Source organism: Kribbella rubisoli (assembly GCF_004217145.1).
Taxonomy (GTDB): Bacteria; Actinomycetota; Actinomycetes; order Propionibacteriales; family Kribbellaceae; genus Kribbella; species Kribbella rubisoli.
The window spans coordinates 983,062-998,139 of the sequence record NZ_SHKR01000013.1 but is presented as its reverse complement, the minus strand read 5'-3'; the positions used below and the strand labels follow the sequence as shown (position 1 = coordinate 998,139).

General features: G+C 68.6%; 15 protein-coding genes. 9 read left to right on the top strand and 6 right to left on the bottom strand.

Features of this window, described 5'->3' with window-relative positions:
* Positions 1–9: 9 nt before the first annotated feature.
* Complete coding sequence (locus EV645_RS24955; protein ID WP_130446355.1) at positions 10–780, bottom strand: NAD-dependent epimerase/dehydratase family protein; 771 nt, start codon at positions 778–780, stop codon at positions 10–12.
* A 145-nt stretch (positions 781–925) separates the two neighbouring features.
* On the opposite strand from EV645_RS24955, the gene EV645_RS24950 reads away from it, so the two are divergent.
* Genes EV645_RS24950 through EV645_RS24940 form a run of 3 tightly spaced genes read left to right on the top strand, consistent with a single transcriptional unit; the run spans position 926 to position 4,559 of the window.
* Positions 926–2,158 (top strand): ROK family transcriptional regulator, encoded by a 1,233-nt coding sequence (locus EV645_RS24950; protein WP_130446354.1) that lies wholly within the window; start codon positions 926–928, stop codon positions 2,156–2,158.
* Positions 2,155–3,300, top strand: a complete 1,146-nt coding sequence (gene dgoD, locus EV645_RS24945) for a galactonate dehydratase (RefSeq protein ID WP_130446353.1) — start codon at positions 2,155–2,157, stop codon at positions 3,298–3,300. Before EV645_RS24950 ends, dgoD begins: the two co-directional genes overlap by 4 nt.
* Positions 3,301–3,317: 17 nt before the next feature.
* Complete coding sequence (locus EV645_RS24940; RefSeq protein ID WP_130446352.1) at positions 3,318–4,559, top strand: alpha-galactosidase; 1,242 nt, start codon at positions 3,318–3,320, stop codon at positions 4,557–4,559.
* Here the strand turns inward: EV645_RS24940 and EV645_RS24935 are convergent.
* From EV645_RS24935 to EV645_RS24925, 3 genes are read right to left on the bottom strand one after another with little or no spacing between them, the layout of a single operon-like run.
* The gene (locus tag EV645_RS24935; protein ID WP_130446351.1) at positions 4,537–4,992 is read right to left on the bottom strand and encodes an NUDIX hydrolase; all 456 of its coding nucleotides are present in this window, start codon (positions 4,990–4,992) and stop codon (positions 4,537–4,539) included. The two genes, EV645_RS24940 and EV645_RS24935, sit on opposite strands and share 23 nt — an antisense overlap.
* Positions 4,992–5,759, bottom strand: a complete 768-nt coding sequence (locus tag EV645_RS24930) for an SDR family NAD(P)-dependent oxidoreductase (protein ID WP_130446350.1) — start codon at positions 5,757–5,759, stop codon at positions 4,992–4,994. The genes EV645_RS24935 and EV645_RS24930 overlap by 1 nt, the downstream gene beginning before the upstream one ends.
* Positions 5,760–6,908: an acyl-CoA dehydrogenase family protein gene (locus tag EV645_RS24925; protein ID WP_130446349.1), complete on the bottom strand. Its 1,149-nt coding sequence runs from the start codon at positions 6,906–6,908 to the stop codon at positions 5,760–5,762.
* A gap of 87 nt (positions 6,909–6,995) precedes the next feature.
* On the opposite strand from EV645_RS24925, the gene EV645_RS24920 reads away from it, so the two are divergent.
* The 3 genes from EV645_RS24920 to EV645_RS24910 all read left to right on the top strand — a co-directional run bounded on the left by EV645_RS24920 (position 6,996) and on the right by EV645_RS24910 (position 9,578).
* Entirely contained in the window at positions 6,996–7,580 is a 585-nt protein-coding gene (locus tag EV645_RS24920) for a TetR/AcrR family transcriptional regulator (protein WP_130446348.1), read from the top strand.
* A 103-nt stretch (positions 7,581–7,683) separates the two neighbouring features.
* Positions 7,684–8,568, top strand: a complete 885-nt coding sequence (locus EV645_RS24915) for a S1 family peptidase (protein WP_130446347.1) — start codon at positions 7,684–7,686, stop codon at positions 8,566–8,568.
* A gap of 131 nt (positions 8,569–8,699) precedes the next feature.
* Positions 8,700–9,578, top strand: a complete 879-nt coding sequence (locus EV645_RS24910; RefSeq protein WP_130446568.1) for a S1 family peptidase — start codon at positions 8,700–8,702, stop codon at positions 9,576–9,578.
* A gap of 50 nt (positions 9,579–9,628) precedes the next feature.
* Here the strand turns inward: EV645_RS24910 and rlmB are convergent, their stop codons facing one another.
* Positions 9,629–10,594 carry a 23S rRNA (guanosine(2251)-2'-O)-methyltransferase RlmB gene (gene rlmB, locus EV645_RS24905; RefSeq protein WP_130446346.1) on the bottom strand — a complete coding sequence of 322 codons (966 nt, stop codon included), beginning with the start codon at positions 10,592–10,594 and terminating at the stop codon, positions 9,629–9,631.
* Position 10,595: 1 nt separating this feature from the next.
* Positions 10,596–12,023: a cysteine--tRNA ligase gene (cysS, locus tag EV645_RS24900; RefSeq protein WP_130446345.1), complete on the bottom strand. Its 1,428-nt coding sequence runs from the start codon at positions 12,021–12,023 to the stop codon at positions 10,596–10,598.
* 133 nt (positions 12,024–12,156) lie between these two features.
* Here cysS and EV645_RS24895 point away from each other — a divergent pair, with 133 nt between their 5' ends.
* The 3 genes from EV645_RS24895 to EV645_RS24885 all read left to right on the top strand — a co-directional run bounded on the left by EV645_RS24895 (position 12,157) and on the right by EV645_RS24885 (position 15,067).
* Positions 12,157–13,002, top strand: coding sequence for a lysozyme (locus tag EV645_RS24895; protein WP_242000629.1), 846 nt, complete (start codon positions 12,157–12,159; stop codon positions 13,000–13,002).
* Positions 13,003–13,036: 34 nt separating this feature from the next.
* Positions 13,037–13,594 (top strand): GNAT family N-acetyltransferase, encoded by a 558-nt coding sequence (locus EV645_RS24890; RefSeq protein WP_130446344.1) that lies wholly within the window; start codon positions 13,037–13,039, stop codon positions 13,592–13,594.
* A gap of 180 nt (positions 13,595–13,774) precedes the next feature.
* Positions 13,775–15,067, top strand: a complete 1,293-nt coding sequence (locus EV645_RS24885; protein ID WP_130446343.1) for a peptidase C39 family protein — start codon at positions 13,775–13,777, stop codon at positions 15,065–15,067.
* The last annotated feature ends 11 nt before the right edge of the window (positions 15,068–15,078 follow it).

Sequence of the window (15,078 nt, the reverse complement as noted above, 5' to 3'; positions counted from 1 at the left end):
GCCAACCTCTCAATCTGAAGTCTCGGTTTCGAAGAGTCGGCAGACCGGGCCGGAGGAGGGTCCGGCCCGGTCTGCGAACACTTCGCTGTCGTCCTCGGGCCGATACCCGAGCTCGTGCCGGGCCGAGGCGATGTCCCAGTGGTCCCGGGTGTTCGCCGACACCCCGAAATGCGCGCCGTACCGCTCCTTGCTCTGCAGCGCTGCGAGCACCAGCCGGCCGGCGTCGTCGTCGGACAGCCACTGCCCCAGGTAGCGCCGCTCGGTCAGCGGCCAGCCGGTCAGACCGAGCCGCAGACAGGTGACCGATGCCCCCATCCGCTCCCCATGCGTCCGCCCGAGCGCTTCGAGCACGACCTTGCCGAGCCCGTAGGGACAGCACGGTCGCGGATCGAGGCGCGGATCGACCGGCCAGTGCGCCGGTCGGTTGTACTCGCCCATCACATGCAGCGAGCTCGCGAGGACCAGCTTCGGTACGGCGTGCGCCGCGGCAGCCTCGAGCACGATCTGGGTGGTCCGCACGTTGGCGGCGTACACGCTGTCCCAGGTCTGCCAAGGGCTGCCGTTTCCGGCCAGATGCAGGACCGCGTCCGCTCCCTCGAGCGCCCGGTACGCCGCCTCGGGGTCGCCGATGTCGGTCCGGACGACACCGTCGGCAGGTGCTCGATCGACCAGCCGTAGCCGGTAGGTCGTGCGCAGCCACGGCAGCAAAACCGTCGCCACCCGCCCCAGCCCGCCGGTGACCACCAGCAGCGGCGCACTCGCGTTCCCCACAGCGTCCATGTCGTTGATCCACGTCGCCGGGCCCGGGTCGATTCCCGGACTGTGGGCGAAATTGTTCGAGCACTTCCGTGTTTGTGTCAAGAGTATGAACGCACTATGTCCGTTTTGTTGACGTCCGTACGCCGTTCCGCCGATACTCGTCCTCGTGACTGCGAAGGACACCGGATCACTGCGCGCGCTGCGGCGTACCAACTCCGAACGGATGCTGTCCGCCCTGATGGAGCACGGGGCGCTGCACCGGGCCGAGCTGGCGCGGATCTGCGGGGTGTCGCGGACGACCGTGTCGACGATCGTGGCCGACCTGATCACCGGCGGCGTCGTGATCGAGGCGGTCGGCGACCAAGTGGCCCGGGCCGGCATCGACGCCTCCGAGGTCGACGGCCGTGCCCGTGGGTTCCTGCAGGCCAATCCGGCGGCCGGCGCGGCTGCCGGTCTCGACTTCACCCTCGAACGCGTCTGGTGCCACGTCACCGATCTCGCAGGCAGGACGCTCGCCAGCGATGGCGTCAGCGTGGACCGGGACACGCCTTGGCAGGAGCGCCTCACGGCCGGCGTGGGCCTGCTCGACACCTTGCTCGCACAGACCGGGGTTGATCGCAGCGCACTGCTCGGCGTCGCCATCGGCGTACCGGGTCCGCTCGATCTGCAGACGGGCGTGGTCGGCCCGTCGTTGCCGGGGCAGGCGTGGGCAGGGGTGAACGTATCGGCCGAGTTCGGGCGCCTTCTCGACGTACCGCTGCTGGTCGACAACAACACCCGGCTCGAGGCGGTCGCCGAGTTCACCTGGGGCGCCGGGCGGGGTGAGCGGGACGTGCTGTTCCTCGGGTTGTCGACAGGGATCGGCGCCGGGTTGCTTGTCGACGGCAACCTTCATCACGGCGGCTCGCGCGGCGGTGGCGGCGAGGCCGGTCACATCTCGGCTGACCCGGCCGGCGCGCAGTGCCCGTGCGGGAACCGCGGCTGCCTGGTGCAATACGCGTCGCTGAACGCCGTGCTCGACACCCTGCACCTGGACGACATCGACCAACTCCTCGCATCGGCGCAGGCCGGCGACCCGGACACCGTGCGCGCGTTGCGCGCGGCCGGTGAGGTGACCGGACGGGTGCTCGCGAACATCTGCAACCTGCTCAACCCCGGCCTGATCATCATCGGCGGCGAGCTCGCCCGGACCGGCGATCTCATCCTGGAGCCGATCCGGGCCACGCTCCGCCGCTCCGCGATGGCGCTGACCCGCGACGCCGAAGTGGTCGCCGCGCAACTCGATCTCGGCGTGCGAGCCGGGGCGTCCGGCGCTGCCGCCCTGGTGCTCCGGCAGACCGATCAGCTTGTCGCCGCGCTCCTGGCCGGCACGGACCTTCGACCGAATGAGGCAGTGTGAAAATCGTCGGGTACGAGACGTTTCTGGTGGCGCCGCGCTGGCAGTTCCTGCGCATCGACACCGACGAAGGCATCAGCGGCTGGGGCGAGCCGATCGTCGAGGGCCGGGCCGAGGCGGTCCAAGGCGCCGTGACAGCGCTGATGGAGCAGCTCGTCGGCACCGATCCACTGCGGATCGAGGAACACTGGCAGGTCATGGCCAAGGGCGGCTTCTACCGTGGCGGGCCGGTGCTCTCGAGTGCGCTGGCGGGAATCGACCAGGCCTTGTGGGACATCAAGGGACGATTCCACGACGTCCCGGTGCACGAGCTGCTCGGTGGTCCGGTGCGGGACAAGGTCCGGATGTACACCTGGGTACACGGCCGCGACAACGCCCAGCTCGTCGACGAGGCACACGCCAGGGTGGCCAAGGGATTCACCGCGCTCAAGCTCAATCTCTCCGAGGCACTGCCGCCGATCCCGTCGGCCGCACAGCTCCGCGCCGCGGTCAGCAGAGTCGAGGCGCTGCGCGACGCACTGGGTGACGGTGTCGACATCGCCCTCGACTTCCACGGCCGCTTCAGTACGGCGGCCACCCGCCAGGTGCTGCCGTTGCTCGAGCCGTTGCTGCCGATGTTCATCGAGGAGCCCGTGCTTCCGGAGTTCGCCCGCGACCTGCACCGAGTCGTCGAGTCGACGAGTATTCCGATCGCGACCGGTGAGCGGCTCTTCTCCCGCTGGGACTTCCGGGATGTGCTGACGACCGGGATCGCGGTCGCACAACCGGACATCTCGCATGCCGGCGGGATCTCCGAAGTACGGCGGATCGCGGCGATGGCCGAGGCGTACGACGTGAGCGTGGCACCGCACTGTCCGCTCGGGCCGATCACGCTGGCGGCGAGCCTGCAGATCGACTTCGCCATCCCGAACTTCCTGATCCAGGAACAGAGCCTGGGAATCGAGTACGGCAGCGGCAATGAGCTGCTCGACTACTTGGTGGATCCCCGGGTGTTCAGCTTCACCGACGGGCATGTGGAGCGCCCGACCGGTCCTGGGCTTGGGATCGAGGTCAACGAGGAGGTAGTCCGCGCGGCCGCGGCCAACCCACACCGCTGGCGCTCACCGATCCTCCGCCACGACGACGGCTCCTTCGCCGAGTGGTAGCCGCGCGGACCCCACCGATGGGGTGGAACAGCTGGGACTGCTTCGGCACCACAGTCACCGAAGACGAAGTCCTCGCGAACGCACAGGTCATGCACGATCGGCTGCTGCCGTTCGGGTGGGACACCGTGGTCGTGGACATCGCGTGGTACGACCCGACGGCGCGATCGCACGGCTACAACGAGAACGCGCCGATCGTCCTCGACGACTACGGCCGCCAACTGCCGGCCCCGCTCCGGTTCCCCTCGGCCGCCGGCGGCGCCGGCTTCGAACCGCTGGCCACGAAGGTGCACGAGCTCGGGCTGAAGTTCGGGCTGCACATCATGCGCGGGATTCCGCGGCGGGCGGTCGAGCTCGACCTGCCGGTGTTCGGGACCGAGTGGACGGCGCGGGAGATCGCGGACCCCGACCACGTCTGTGCGTGGAACCCGGACAACCTCGGGCTGAACCACGACCATCCCGGCGCGCAGGCGTACTACGACGCTCAGCTGGCGCAGTTCGCCGCGTGGGGTGTGGACTTCGTGAAGGCGGACGACATGCTGGCGCCGTACCACGATCGCGAGATCGCGGCGTACGCACGAGCGATCGAGCGGACCGGGCGCGAGATCGTGCTGTCGTTGTCGCCGGGAACCCAACTGTCGACGCATCACGTCGACCAGCTGCGGGCCAATGCGCAGCTGTGGCGGATCTCGGACGACCTGTGGGACCGGTGGGAGGACTTGTACGCGCAGTTCGCGCGGCTGGCGCGGTGGGCGCCGTTCCAGCAGACCGGCGGATGGGCGGACGCGGACATGCTGCCGCTCGGCCACATCGGCATCCGCGCCGAACGCGGCGAGGACCGCTCGAGCAGGCTCACCCTGGACGAGCAGAAGACGTTGCTCACGTTATGGGTGATGGCGCGTTCGCCGTTGATGATGGGCGGCGACCTGCCGACCTCCTCCCCCGAAACCCTTGCCCTGCTGACGAACCCGGCCCTCGCCGAGGTCCTCAACACGTCGTACGACGGCCGCGAGATCGTCCGCGAGCCCGTCGACGACGGCGAACTCATCGTCTGGACAGCCCGCGGCGCCGCTTGTTCCTATGCGGCGATCTTCTGGACGGGCTCCAGCGTCCGCCAGGTGTCCGTGCCGCTCGACTCGCTCGCCGGGCCTGGTCCGGCACGCGACCTGTGGGACGGATCGGCGCACCGCACGGACGGACGCTTGGAGTGCAGCGTGCCGGCGCACGGAGCGCGCTGGTTCAGATCGACGCCAACGCCCTGACCAACCACTGCGAGACGGGGGCCTCGCCGAGTTCGGCGAGATCGCCGACCCAGCGGGCCTCGGCGATCTCCGGCGAGAGCCGGAGCGTGCCTTCGGCCGCCGTGGCTGCGAGGGTCGTCAAGGTGTCGTGCTTGCCCTCCAGCGTCGTGACCGTGGTGTCGAGGACGGTGAAGGCTTCGGCAGGCAGCGCGATGCCGAGTTCCTCGTGGATCTCGCGGGCAGCTGCCTCCGCGGGGGTTTCGCGGGTGGGTTTGTAGCCGCCGCCGGGAAGCGACCAGCGGCGGGTGTCGGCGTACGAGTGGCGGACGACGAGGAAGTGGCCGTCTGCCTGTCGCAGCAGGGCTTTCACGCCGAAGGTCGTGGGTTTGCGGATGCGGAACCACAGCTGCGCGAACGGCGAACCCGCCCGCAGCAGCAACGCGCGAACGCGCATCAGCGCGGCGGCATCCGCAGCGCGCCGTCGAGGCGGATGACCTCGCCGTTCAGCAGTTGGTTGTCGAGGATGTGCCGGACCAGCGCGGCGTACTCCGACGGCTTGCCGAGCCGCGACGGGTGCGGGACCTGCTGCTCGAGCACGGTCCGCGTCTCCTCCGGAAGCCCGGCGAGCATCGGCGTCTCCATCGTGCCGGGCGCGATCGTGACGACCCGGATCCCCTTGTCCGCAAGGTCTCTCGCCGCGGTCAGCGTGAGCGCGACGATCCCGCCCTTGCTCGACGCGTACGCCGCCTGCCCGACCTGACCGTCGTACGCCGCGATCGACGCGGTCATCACCACGACGCCGCGATCACCGTCCTCGCCCGCCGGCAGCTCCATCATCCGCTCGGCCGCCAGCCGGAGGACGTTGAACGTGCCGATCAGGTTCACCTCGATCACCTGCCGGAACGTTGCCAGCGGCAACGGACCCTTGCGGCCGACGACCCGCCCCGGCGTTGCGATACCGGCACAGTTCACGACCACCCGCAGCTCACCCAGCCCGGCCGCCGCGTCGAGTGCGGCCGTGACGCCGGCCTCGTCGGTGACGTCGGTCGGCGCGAACACGACCCGGTCGCCCAGCTCGTCCGCGACCGTCTTGCCCGGGGACGACGGGAGGTCGACGATCACCACGCCCAGTCCGTCGGCGGCAAGCCGTCGTACCGTCGCCTCTCCGAGCCCGGAACCACCACCGGTGACCAGCACGACGTCGGACGGGCTGAACTTCATCTACACGCTCCTGAGTACTTCGCGGCTGATGACCAGTCGCTGGATCTGGTTGGTGCCTTCGAAGATCTGGGTCACCTTGGCCTCGCGCATGTACCGCTCGGCGGGGAACTCCCGGGTGTAACCGTACCCACCGAGCACCTGCACCGCGTCGGTGGTGACCTTCATCGCCGCGTCCGTGCAGACCAGCTTGGCGATCGCCGCATCGCGGGTGAACGTCCGCCCGAGATCACGCCGGCGCGCGGCATGCAGGTACGTCGCCCGCCCGGACTCGACCGCGGCCGCCATGTCGGCGAGCAGGAACTGCATCCCCTGGAAGTCCGCGATCGCGTGCCCGAACTGCTGACGCTCCTTCGCGTACGACGCGGCGACGTCGAGCGCCGCCTGCGCCAGACCGATCGCACAGGCGGCAATCCCGAGCCGGCCGGAGTCGAGCGCGGACAACGCGATCCGCATGCCGTCACCCTCCGCGCCGATCAGGTTGGCAGCCGGAATCCGGACGTTGTCGTAGTTGACCAGCGTCGTGGTCGAGCCGGTCAGGCCCATCTTCCGCTCCGGCGCTCCGAAGCTCAGCCCCTCGGCCGAACCCGGCACGTGGAACGCGGAGATCCCGTGCTTCGGGTCCTCCGAGGTCCGGGCGAACGTCGTGTAGAAGTCCGCGTGCGAGCCGTGGCTGATCCACGCCTTCGTCCCGTTCAGGACGTACGAGTCGCCGTCCCGGACGGCTCGAGTCGTGAGCGAGCTGATGTCGGAGCCGGCCTGCGGCTCGGACAACGCGTAGGCCCCCAACATCTCGCCACCGACCATGTCAGGCAGCAGCCGGGCCTTCTGCTCGTCGGTCCCGAACGTCGCCAGTCCGTACGACGTCATCGTGTGCACGGAGACGCCGACGCCGACCGACATCCAGGCGGACGCGATCTCCTCGAGCATCTGCAGGTACACCTCGTACGGCTGCTCGGCGCCGCCGAACTGCTCCGGATACGGCAGGCCGAGCAGGCCGGCCTTGCCGAGGGTGCGGAACGCGTCCCTCGGGAAGGTCTCGCTCTCCTCGGCGCCGGCGGCGTACGGCGCGAGCTCGTGCTCACACAGGTCCCGGACCAGGGCGAGCAGGTCGATGGATTCGTCGGTCGGCAGGAGTCGGTCGACAGGCATCAGGAACCCCCTCTTCAACAGCTGCCAAAATGATACTAGGAACGATACTGAAGCACATAGTTCCGTATCGTTCTATGCTGTCTCAATATGACAACAGTCGTTCCGGGGCGGCGGACCCGCCGACAGTCCGAGCTCCTCGACCGGCTCCTGTCCCTGTTCCTCGAGCAGGGGTTCAGCCGCTTCACCCTGGACGACCTGGCCGCCGAGCTGCGCTGCAGCAAGACGACCCTCTACGCGCTGGCGCCGAGCAAGGAGCAGCTCGCCGTCGAGGTGGTCAAGCACTACTTCAAGAATGCCACTGCGCAGGTGGAGTCCGCGGTCGCGCGGCAGACCCGGCACGACCGCCGGATCGCGGCGTACCTGAACGCTGTCGCGGATGCGCTGCGGCCGGCCAGCCGGACCTTCCTGGACGACGTGGCGACGTTCGCGCCGGCCCGATCGGTGTACGAGCGGAACACCCGGATCGCGGCCGAGCGGGTCCGGGCGTTGATCGAGGACGGGATCAACAACAAGATGTTCCGGCAGGTCGACATCGCGTTCGCGGCCGAGATGATCGCGCACACCATGCAGGCCATCCAGCGCGGCGACATCGCCCGGCGTACCGGCCTCAACGACGCCGAGGCGTACCGCGAACTCGCCTCGTTCGTCCTGCACTCCCTGCGCCTGGACTGAACCACTGGGTGTGCCTCGGGAGGCGCACCCTTGCACCTCTAAGGTTGGGGATCGTCCTCTTGCTGCCATCTTGCGCATCAGAGCCGTACGCCCCGGAAGGCTGATGACTATGAAAACCCTGCGACGTACTGCGGCCGTGATGGCGGCCGCCGCGCTCGCCTTGGCCGCCGCCGTACCGGCCAAGGCGGACCCGGTGAAGCCGCCACGACTGTCCGCCAAAGCAATCACCGAGACGCTGAACGACCAGATCAACACCCCTGGTACGGCGTGGATGACCAAGCCGGACGGCACCGTCGTGGTGTCGTACGACTCCACGGTCACCGGCACCAAGCTGACCAAGCTGACCGGACTGACCAAGCAGCTCGCCTCGAACATCACGATGGAGAAGCTGCCCGGCAAGCTGCAGAAGTACATCAGCGGCGGTATGGCGACGTTCGGCGGCGAGTACAAATGCTCCGTCGGCTTCAACGTTCAGCGGCGCGGCAAGTACTACTTCCTCACTGCCGGTCACTGCGGTGTCGCCGCGGCCCGCTGGTACCAGGACCAGAACCACGCTGTGTACACGGGCGCAGTGGTCAACGCCAGCTACCCGTGGAACGACTACTCCCTGGTCGTCTACCGCACCGACATCAAGATGAAGCCCCCGGGCGGCAGCGTGTACCTGTACAACGGGCACTCGCAGGACATCACCACCGCGATGAACCCGGGCCTCAACCAGCTGGTGTACCGCTCCGGCGCCACCAGCGGCCTGCACAGCGGCCGGGTGACCGGACTGAACGCGACCGTGAACTACGGCGACGGACGCGTAGCCGGCCTGATCCGCACCAGCGTGTGCGCCGAGCCGGGCGACTCCGGCGGTCCGCTGTTCTACCGGCAGTGGGCGTTCGGCCTGACGTCGGGTGGTTCCGGTGACTGCAAGACGGGTGGGGTGACTTACTTCCAGCCGGTGGTCGAGGCCCTCAACGTGTACGGCGTCTCCATCTACTGAGTGCGGGTTTCCCCTACTCTCCGCCACCTCTTGAATACTCAGGGAGATACGGGGTAGGACTGGACACGGTTGAAGTCAAGGACGCCCCGCCCCGAAGGCGTCCTCATCGTGAGGAGGCTGAAACCGTGAACATGTCCCCATTCCGCCGTACCACCGCTGTCCTGGCCGTGGCCGGGCTTGCTGCCGCCGGACTTCTGGCGTCGCAGGCCTCGGCCGCGCCGGTCAACCCCGCCACCCTGTCCGCATCCGCGATCACGTCGACGTTGAGCAAGGACGCGACGATCCCGGGTACGGCGTGGCAGACCGACCCGAACGGCCGGATCATCGTGTCGTACGACGACACGGTCACCGGCGCGAAGCTGTCGAAGCTGACCGGTGTGACCAAGCAGTTCGGCAGCCGGGTCACGCTGGAGAAGATGTCCGGCAAGCTGACGAAGTACATCGCCGGCGGCGACGCCATCTACGGCGGGCAGTACCGCTGCTCGCTCGGCTTCAACGTGCGCAGCGGCAGCACGTACTACTTCCTGACCGCGGGTCACTGCGGCAACATCGCGTCGAGCTGGTACTCGAACTCCAGCAAGACCACCCTGCTCGGGACGACGTACGGATCGAGCTTCCCGGGTAACGACTACGCGATCGTCAAGTACAGCACGTCGTACACGAACCACCCCGGCACGGTGGATCTGTACAACGGCACCTCGCAGGACATCACGTCCGCCGGCAACGCATCCGTCGGCCAGGCGGTCAAGCGCAGCGGTAGCACCACCGGTGTGCACAGCGGCACGGTCCAGGCCACGAACGCCACGGTGAACTACGCCGAGGGCACCGTCACCGGCCTGATCCGCACCAACGTCTGCGCAGAGGGCGGCGACTCCGGCGGCGCGCTGTTCGCCGGCTCGGTAGCCCTCGGTCTCACCTCCGGCGGCTCCGGCAACTGCTCCTCCGGCGGCACGACCTACTTCCAGCCGGTCACCGAAGCGCTGTCCCGCTACGGCGTGAGCGTCTACTGATCCAGACATGAGTGTGGGGCCGGGAAGCTCTCCCGGCCCCACACTTATGTTCAGCCCGCGCGGCGGCGGGAGATCTCGTACAGGGTGACGCCGGCGGCGATACCGGCGTTCAGTGACTCGGTGGCGCTGGTCATCGGGATCGAGACGATGAGGTCGCAGTTCTCGCGGACCAGGCGGGCCAGGCCCTTGCCTTCGGAGCCGATGACCAGGACCACGGGCTCGGTGGCAGCCTCGAACTCCGGGAGCTCGACGGCGCCGTCCATGTCCAGGCCGATGATCAGCAGGCCGGCGTCCTTGTAGGACTTGAGGGCCCGGTTGAGGTTGCCGGCCCGGGCGACGGGGATGCGGGCCGCGGCGCCGGCGGAGGTCTTCCAGGCCGATGCGGACATCGACGCCGTACGACGCTCCGGTACGACGACACCGTGGGCGCCGAACGCGGCCGCCGAACGGGTGATCGCGCCGAGGTTGCGCGGGTCCGTCACACCGTCGAGCGCGACGATCAGCGGCACCTGGCCCAAGTCGTGCGCCCGGGTCACCAGGTCGTCGGGGTGCGCATACTCGTACGGCGGGATCTGCAGGGCGACGCCCTGGTGCGAACCGCCCGAGGTGACCCGGTCGAGCTCCGTCCGCGGCACCTCGAGCACCGAGACACCGGTCTCGACCGCGACCAGCAGCGCCTCGCGCAGGCGTGCGTCGCGCTCCGTGCCCTCGGCAACGTGCAGAGCAGCCGCCGGTACGCCGGCCCGCAGCGCCTCGACGACCGGGTTGCGCCCGTACACCCACTCGACGGTCGCGTCGCCGTCCTTGCGCGGCTGGCGCCGGGGCGCGCGCTCCCGCTCCTTGGCGCGCTCGGCCGCCTTCGCCCGCTTGTGCGCGGGGTGCTTGACCCGGTCCACCGCCTTCGGCGTCGGGCCCTTGCCCTCGAGACCGCGGCGAACCCGCCCACCGGAGCCCGCCGTCGCGTTGCCTCGCGGCTTCTTCCGGATGGCGCCCTTGCGCTGACTACTGCCTGGCACTTCAGCTTCCTTCGTCTGTTGATGCAAGCACCCATCGTGGGCCCTGCGGGGTGTCCTCGACGACGACGCCGAGCGCCTTCAGCCGGTCGCGGACGGCGTCCGCGGCGGCAAAGTCCTTACGTTCCCGGGCGGACTGGCGCTGCTCGAGCAGCGCCTTCACCAGCCCGTCGACGACCTCCGTGAGCTCGTCGCTGCCACCTGTGCGCGACACCCACGGCTCGGCCAGCGGGTCCAGCCCGAGCACTCCGAGCATCCCGCGCACCGACGCCAGCGTCTCCCGCAGCAGCGCCGAGTCCCCGTCGGCGACCAGCTTGTTGCCGTCCCTGACGGTGTTGTGCAGTACGGCGATCGCGGCCGGCGTACCCAGGTCGTCGTCCATCGCGGTCTCGAACTCCGCGGGCAGCTCGGCCGCCGGCTCGACCCCACCGGTCACCTCGACGGCCCGGGTGATGAAACCGTCGATCCGCTGGAAGCTCTTCGCGGCCTCGTCGAGCGCCTCGAACGAGAACTCCACCACCGACCGGTAGTGCGACTGCACGAGGTAGTAGCGCAGCTCGATCGGGCGGACCCGCTCGACCACGTTCCGCACGACGGCGCTGTTGCCCATCGACTTCGACATCTTCTCGCCGGCCGTGGTGACGAGCGCGTTGTGCATCCAGAACCGGGCGAACTTCTGCCCGACCGCGGTCGACTGGGCCAGCTCGTTCTCGTGGTGCGGGAAGCGCAGGTCGAGCCCGCCGCCGTGGATGTCGAACTCCTCGCCGAGGTACTTGCCTGCCATCGCCGAGCACTCGATGTGCCAGCCCGGGCGACCGCGTCCCCACGGGGCCGGCCAGGAGGCGGTCCGCGGCGTGGCCTCGGTCCAGCCCTTCCAGAGCGCGAAGTCGCGCGGGTCCCGCTTGCCGCGCGGGTCGGCGTCCTCGGCCGCTTCCATGTCGTCGATCCGCTGGTGCGACAGTGCGCCGTACGTCGGCCAGGACTTCACGTCGAAGTAGACGTCGCCGGATCCGTCCGGCGCGACGTATGCGTGCCCGTCCGCGATCAGCTGCTCGATCAGCTCGATCATCTCCGGGATGTGCCCGGTGGCGCGCGGCTCGTACGTCGGCGGGCGGCAGCCGAGGACGTCGTACGCCCAGTGCAGCTCGCGCTCGAACTCGTAGGCGTGCGCCCACCACGGCACGCCGCGATCGGCCGACTTGGCGAGGATCTTGTCCTCGATGTCGGTCACGTTCGCGATCACGGTGACCTCGTAGCCGGAACGCTCGAACCAGCGACGCAGTACGTCGAAGACGACTTCCTTGTAGATGTGCCCGACATGCGGGGCACCCTGCACCGTCAGCCCACAGTGGTAGATCCCGACCTTGCCCGGGTGGACCGGCTCGAAATCTCGCACTGCTGCCGTCGCGGTGTCGTACAAACGAAGTGTCACCGGTCAAGGGTAACGGGAGGTTACGTAGGTAAATAATCACCTGCACCACAGCTTCAAAGGTTGATTCTTTCCGGAGCCGGGTAAGAATGAGTTCCGAGCGCTCTGTCCGCCCCTCATCGCTCTGGAGGAAACCGTGAAGTCCGCCCTTTTCACGGGTGCCGCCGTGACTCTTGGCCTGTTGATGGCCTCGATCGGCTCCGCCCAAGCAAGCACCATCGACAGCGATGGCAGCACGTCGTCGCATCAGCCCACCGCCCGGGCGCGTCAGCACGGCATCGAGAAAGCCGGCGACGCCTACATGGGCTGGGTGCAGAACAACACCATGACCAGCACCGCGGCTCCCGCGGTCATGGCGCCCGACGCAACTGTCGAAGGAATCGACGTGTCCAGCCACCAGGGCAATGTCGACTGGACCGCGCAATGGAACGCAGGCAAGCGTTTCGCCTACACGAAGGCGACCGAAGGCAACTACTACACGAACCCGTACTTCGCCCAGCAGTACAACGGTTCCTACAACGTCGGCATGATCCGCGGCGCGTACCACTTCGCCACTCCGAACGACTCCAGCGGTGCCAACCAGGCCACGTACTTCCTGGCCCACGGCGGCGGCTGGTCCAAGGACGGGAAGACGCTGCCGGGTGCACTCGACATCGAGTACAACCCGTACGGCGCCACCTGCTACGGACTGAGCGCGGCCTCCATGGTCGCCTGGATCCGGGACTTCGCGAACACCTACAAGGCCCGCACCGGCCGGGACGTGCCGATCTACACCAACCTGGACTGGTGGACCCGCTGCACCGGTAACAGCACCGCATTCAACTCCACCAACCCGCTGTGGGTGGCGAAGTACGCCTCCTCGCCGGGGACGCTGCCCGGCGGCTGGCCCTTCCACACCATCTGGCAGTACAGCTCGACGCCGATCGACCAGGACCGCTTCAACGGCGACATGTCCCGGTTGCAGGCGCTCGCGAACGGCTAGTAAAGCTGTTGCGGTGGTCGCATAGTCTCGACCGGTGAGCAACCCGCTGCCGATCGAGACTGACCGCCTGACACTGCGCCGCTACACCGAGACCGACTACGACGACCTGCTGAAACTGCAGTCGGACCCGGACGTCGCCCGCTACCTGCTGCACGACGTACGGACGCCCGAGCAGGTCAAGGAGGCACTCGCCGGCCGGATGGCCGACGTTGCGATGGACCGCGACGGCCAAGCGCTCACCGCCGCGGTCATCCTCCGGGACACCGGCCGGCACCTCGGTGAGGTCACGCTGTTCGTGTACAGCGTCGAGCACCACACCGGCGAGCTCGGGTACGTCTTCCACCCGGAGTCGGCCGGTCACGGGTACGCCACCGAGGCGGCGGCCGAACTGCTCCGCGTCGGGTTCGACGAGTTCGGCATGCACCGGATCATCGCCCGCCTGGACGCCCGCAACGACGCCTCGGCGAACCTGCTGAAGCGCCTCGGCCTGCGCCAGGAGGCGCATTTCGTGCAGAACGAATACCTCAAGGGCGAATGGACCGACGAACTGGTCTTCGCCATGCTCAAGGACGAATGGGACAAGCGTTCGTAAGTTTTTGGCCGCGGCGCGCTGTCACATGGCAGCGAGTGCCGTCCAGGTCTACCGTCGGAATATGACTGTGCTGATGCCACGACTCCGTCGCGGCGGGTCATGGGGCTGTGACTCCCGTCCTTCCCTCGTCGCTCCGGTCGCTTCGCTCCCTCCGCTCCTCAGTCCAGGCCGGGAGGCCCCATGACCAGCGCCCGTTCCGTCACCGCCCTGATCGTCGGGGCGGTTGTGCTCAGCGCCGGCGCTCTGCCGAGCGAAGCCGTCAAGGTCGCCCCGGCCCGGGAGATCGCCTACCGCACCTGGACGTCGACCACCGACTTCCTGGCCGGCGACCGGTTCGGCACCACCGTCACCGACGGCGCCCTCACCTTCGGCACGTCGACCGGCACCACGTCGTACGTCGATCCGTTCGGCGACGGCACCGCCAAGAACTACGACCAGACCAGCTGGATCTCGCCGCACGTCAGCACCGGCTTCGGGCTGACCGAACTGGTCGCCTCCTGGAACGCGACCACCCCGCCCGGGACCTGGGTCGAAGTGTCGATGGCCGGTACGACGAACCTCGGCGCCGCCACCAAGTGGTACGTGCTGGGCCGCTGGTCAGGTGGCGACGACACCGCGGCCGGCGACATCCACCGCACCTCGGTGCCCAGCCAGGGCGACGCGAACGGATCCGTTGCCGTCGACACCTTCCAGGCCGCGTCCGGCAAATGGCTGGACCGCTGGCAGCTCAAGGTCACGCTGTACCGGCTCAGCGGTACGACGCAGTCGCCCGTGGTCCGCTCCGTCGGAGCGATGGCATCCCGGCTGCCGTCGGACAAGACCGTTGCCGTGAGCCCCCTCGGCGGCGCGGAGGGCATGGTGCTCGACGTACCGACGTACTCACAGGAGACGCACATCGGCCACTATCCGCAGTGGGACGGCGGCGGTGAGGCCTGGTGCTCGGCGACGTCGACCGCGATGGTGCTGGACTACTGGGGCGCCGGTCCGACCGCGGCCGAGACCGCCTGGGTCGATCCGTCCGATCCGGATCCGCAGGTAGACAACTCGGCCCGGTCCGTCTTCGACTACTCCTACGACGGTGCCGGCAACTGGCCGTTCAACACGGCGTACGCCGGGAGTCGCGGCGTGGACGGGTTCATCACCCGGCTGCGGTCGCTGACCGAGGCGGAACAGTTCATCAAGGCGGGGATCCCGCTGGTGGCCTCGCTGTCGTTCAAGAAGGGCGATCTGCCCGGTGCCGGGTACGGGACCAACGGGCACCTGATGGTGATCGTCGGATTCGATGCCGCCGGCAACGTCGTGGTGAACGACCCTGCCTCGCATCTGATCGCGAGCGACGACCAGGTGCGGACGACGTACGACCGGGCCGCCTTCGAGAACGCCTGGGTGCCGCACTCGGGTGGGTTGGTCTACGTCATCCATCCGGAGGGTGTGCCGCTTCCGGTGATATCGGGGCCGCAGCACAACTGGTAGGCGACCCCCAG

Coding starts and splice junctions, on each gene's coding strand:
- EV645_RS24955 (WP_130446355.1), bottom strand. CDS start 780: ATGGACGCTGTGGGGAACGCGAGTGCGCCGCTGCTGGTGGTCACCGGC.
- EV645_RS24940 (WP_130446352.1), top strand. CDS start 3,318: ATGGGGTGGAACAGCTGGGACTGCTTCGGCACCACAGTCACCGAAGAC.
- EV645_RS24935 (WP_130446351.1), bottom strand. CDS start 4,992: ATGCGCGTTCGCGCGTTGCTGCTGCGGGCGGGTTCGCCGTTCGCGCAG.
- EV645_RS24930 (WP_130446350.1), bottom strand. CDS start 5,759: ATGAAGTTCAGCCCGTCCGACGTCGTGCTGGTCACCGGTGGTGGTTCC.
- EV645_RS24925 (WP_130446349.1), bottom strand. CDS start 6,908: ATGCCTGTCGACCGACTCCTGCCGACCGACGAATCCATCGACCTGCTC.
- EV645_RS24920 (WP_130446348.1), top strand. CDS start 6,996: ATGACAACAGTCGTTCCGGGGCGGCGGACCCGCCGACAGTCCGAGCTC.
- EV645_RS24915 (WP_130446347.1), top strand. CDS start 7,684: ATGACTATGAAAACCCTGCGACGTACTGCGGCCGTGATGGCGGCCGCC.
- EV645_RS24910 (WP_130446568.1), top strand. CDS start 8,700: ATGTCCCCATTCCGCCGTACCACCGCTGTCCTGGCCGTGGCCGGGCTT.
- EV645_RS24885 (WP_130446343.1), top strand. CDS start 13,775: ATGACCAGCGCCCGTTCCGTCACCGCCCTGATCGTCGGGGCGGTTGTG.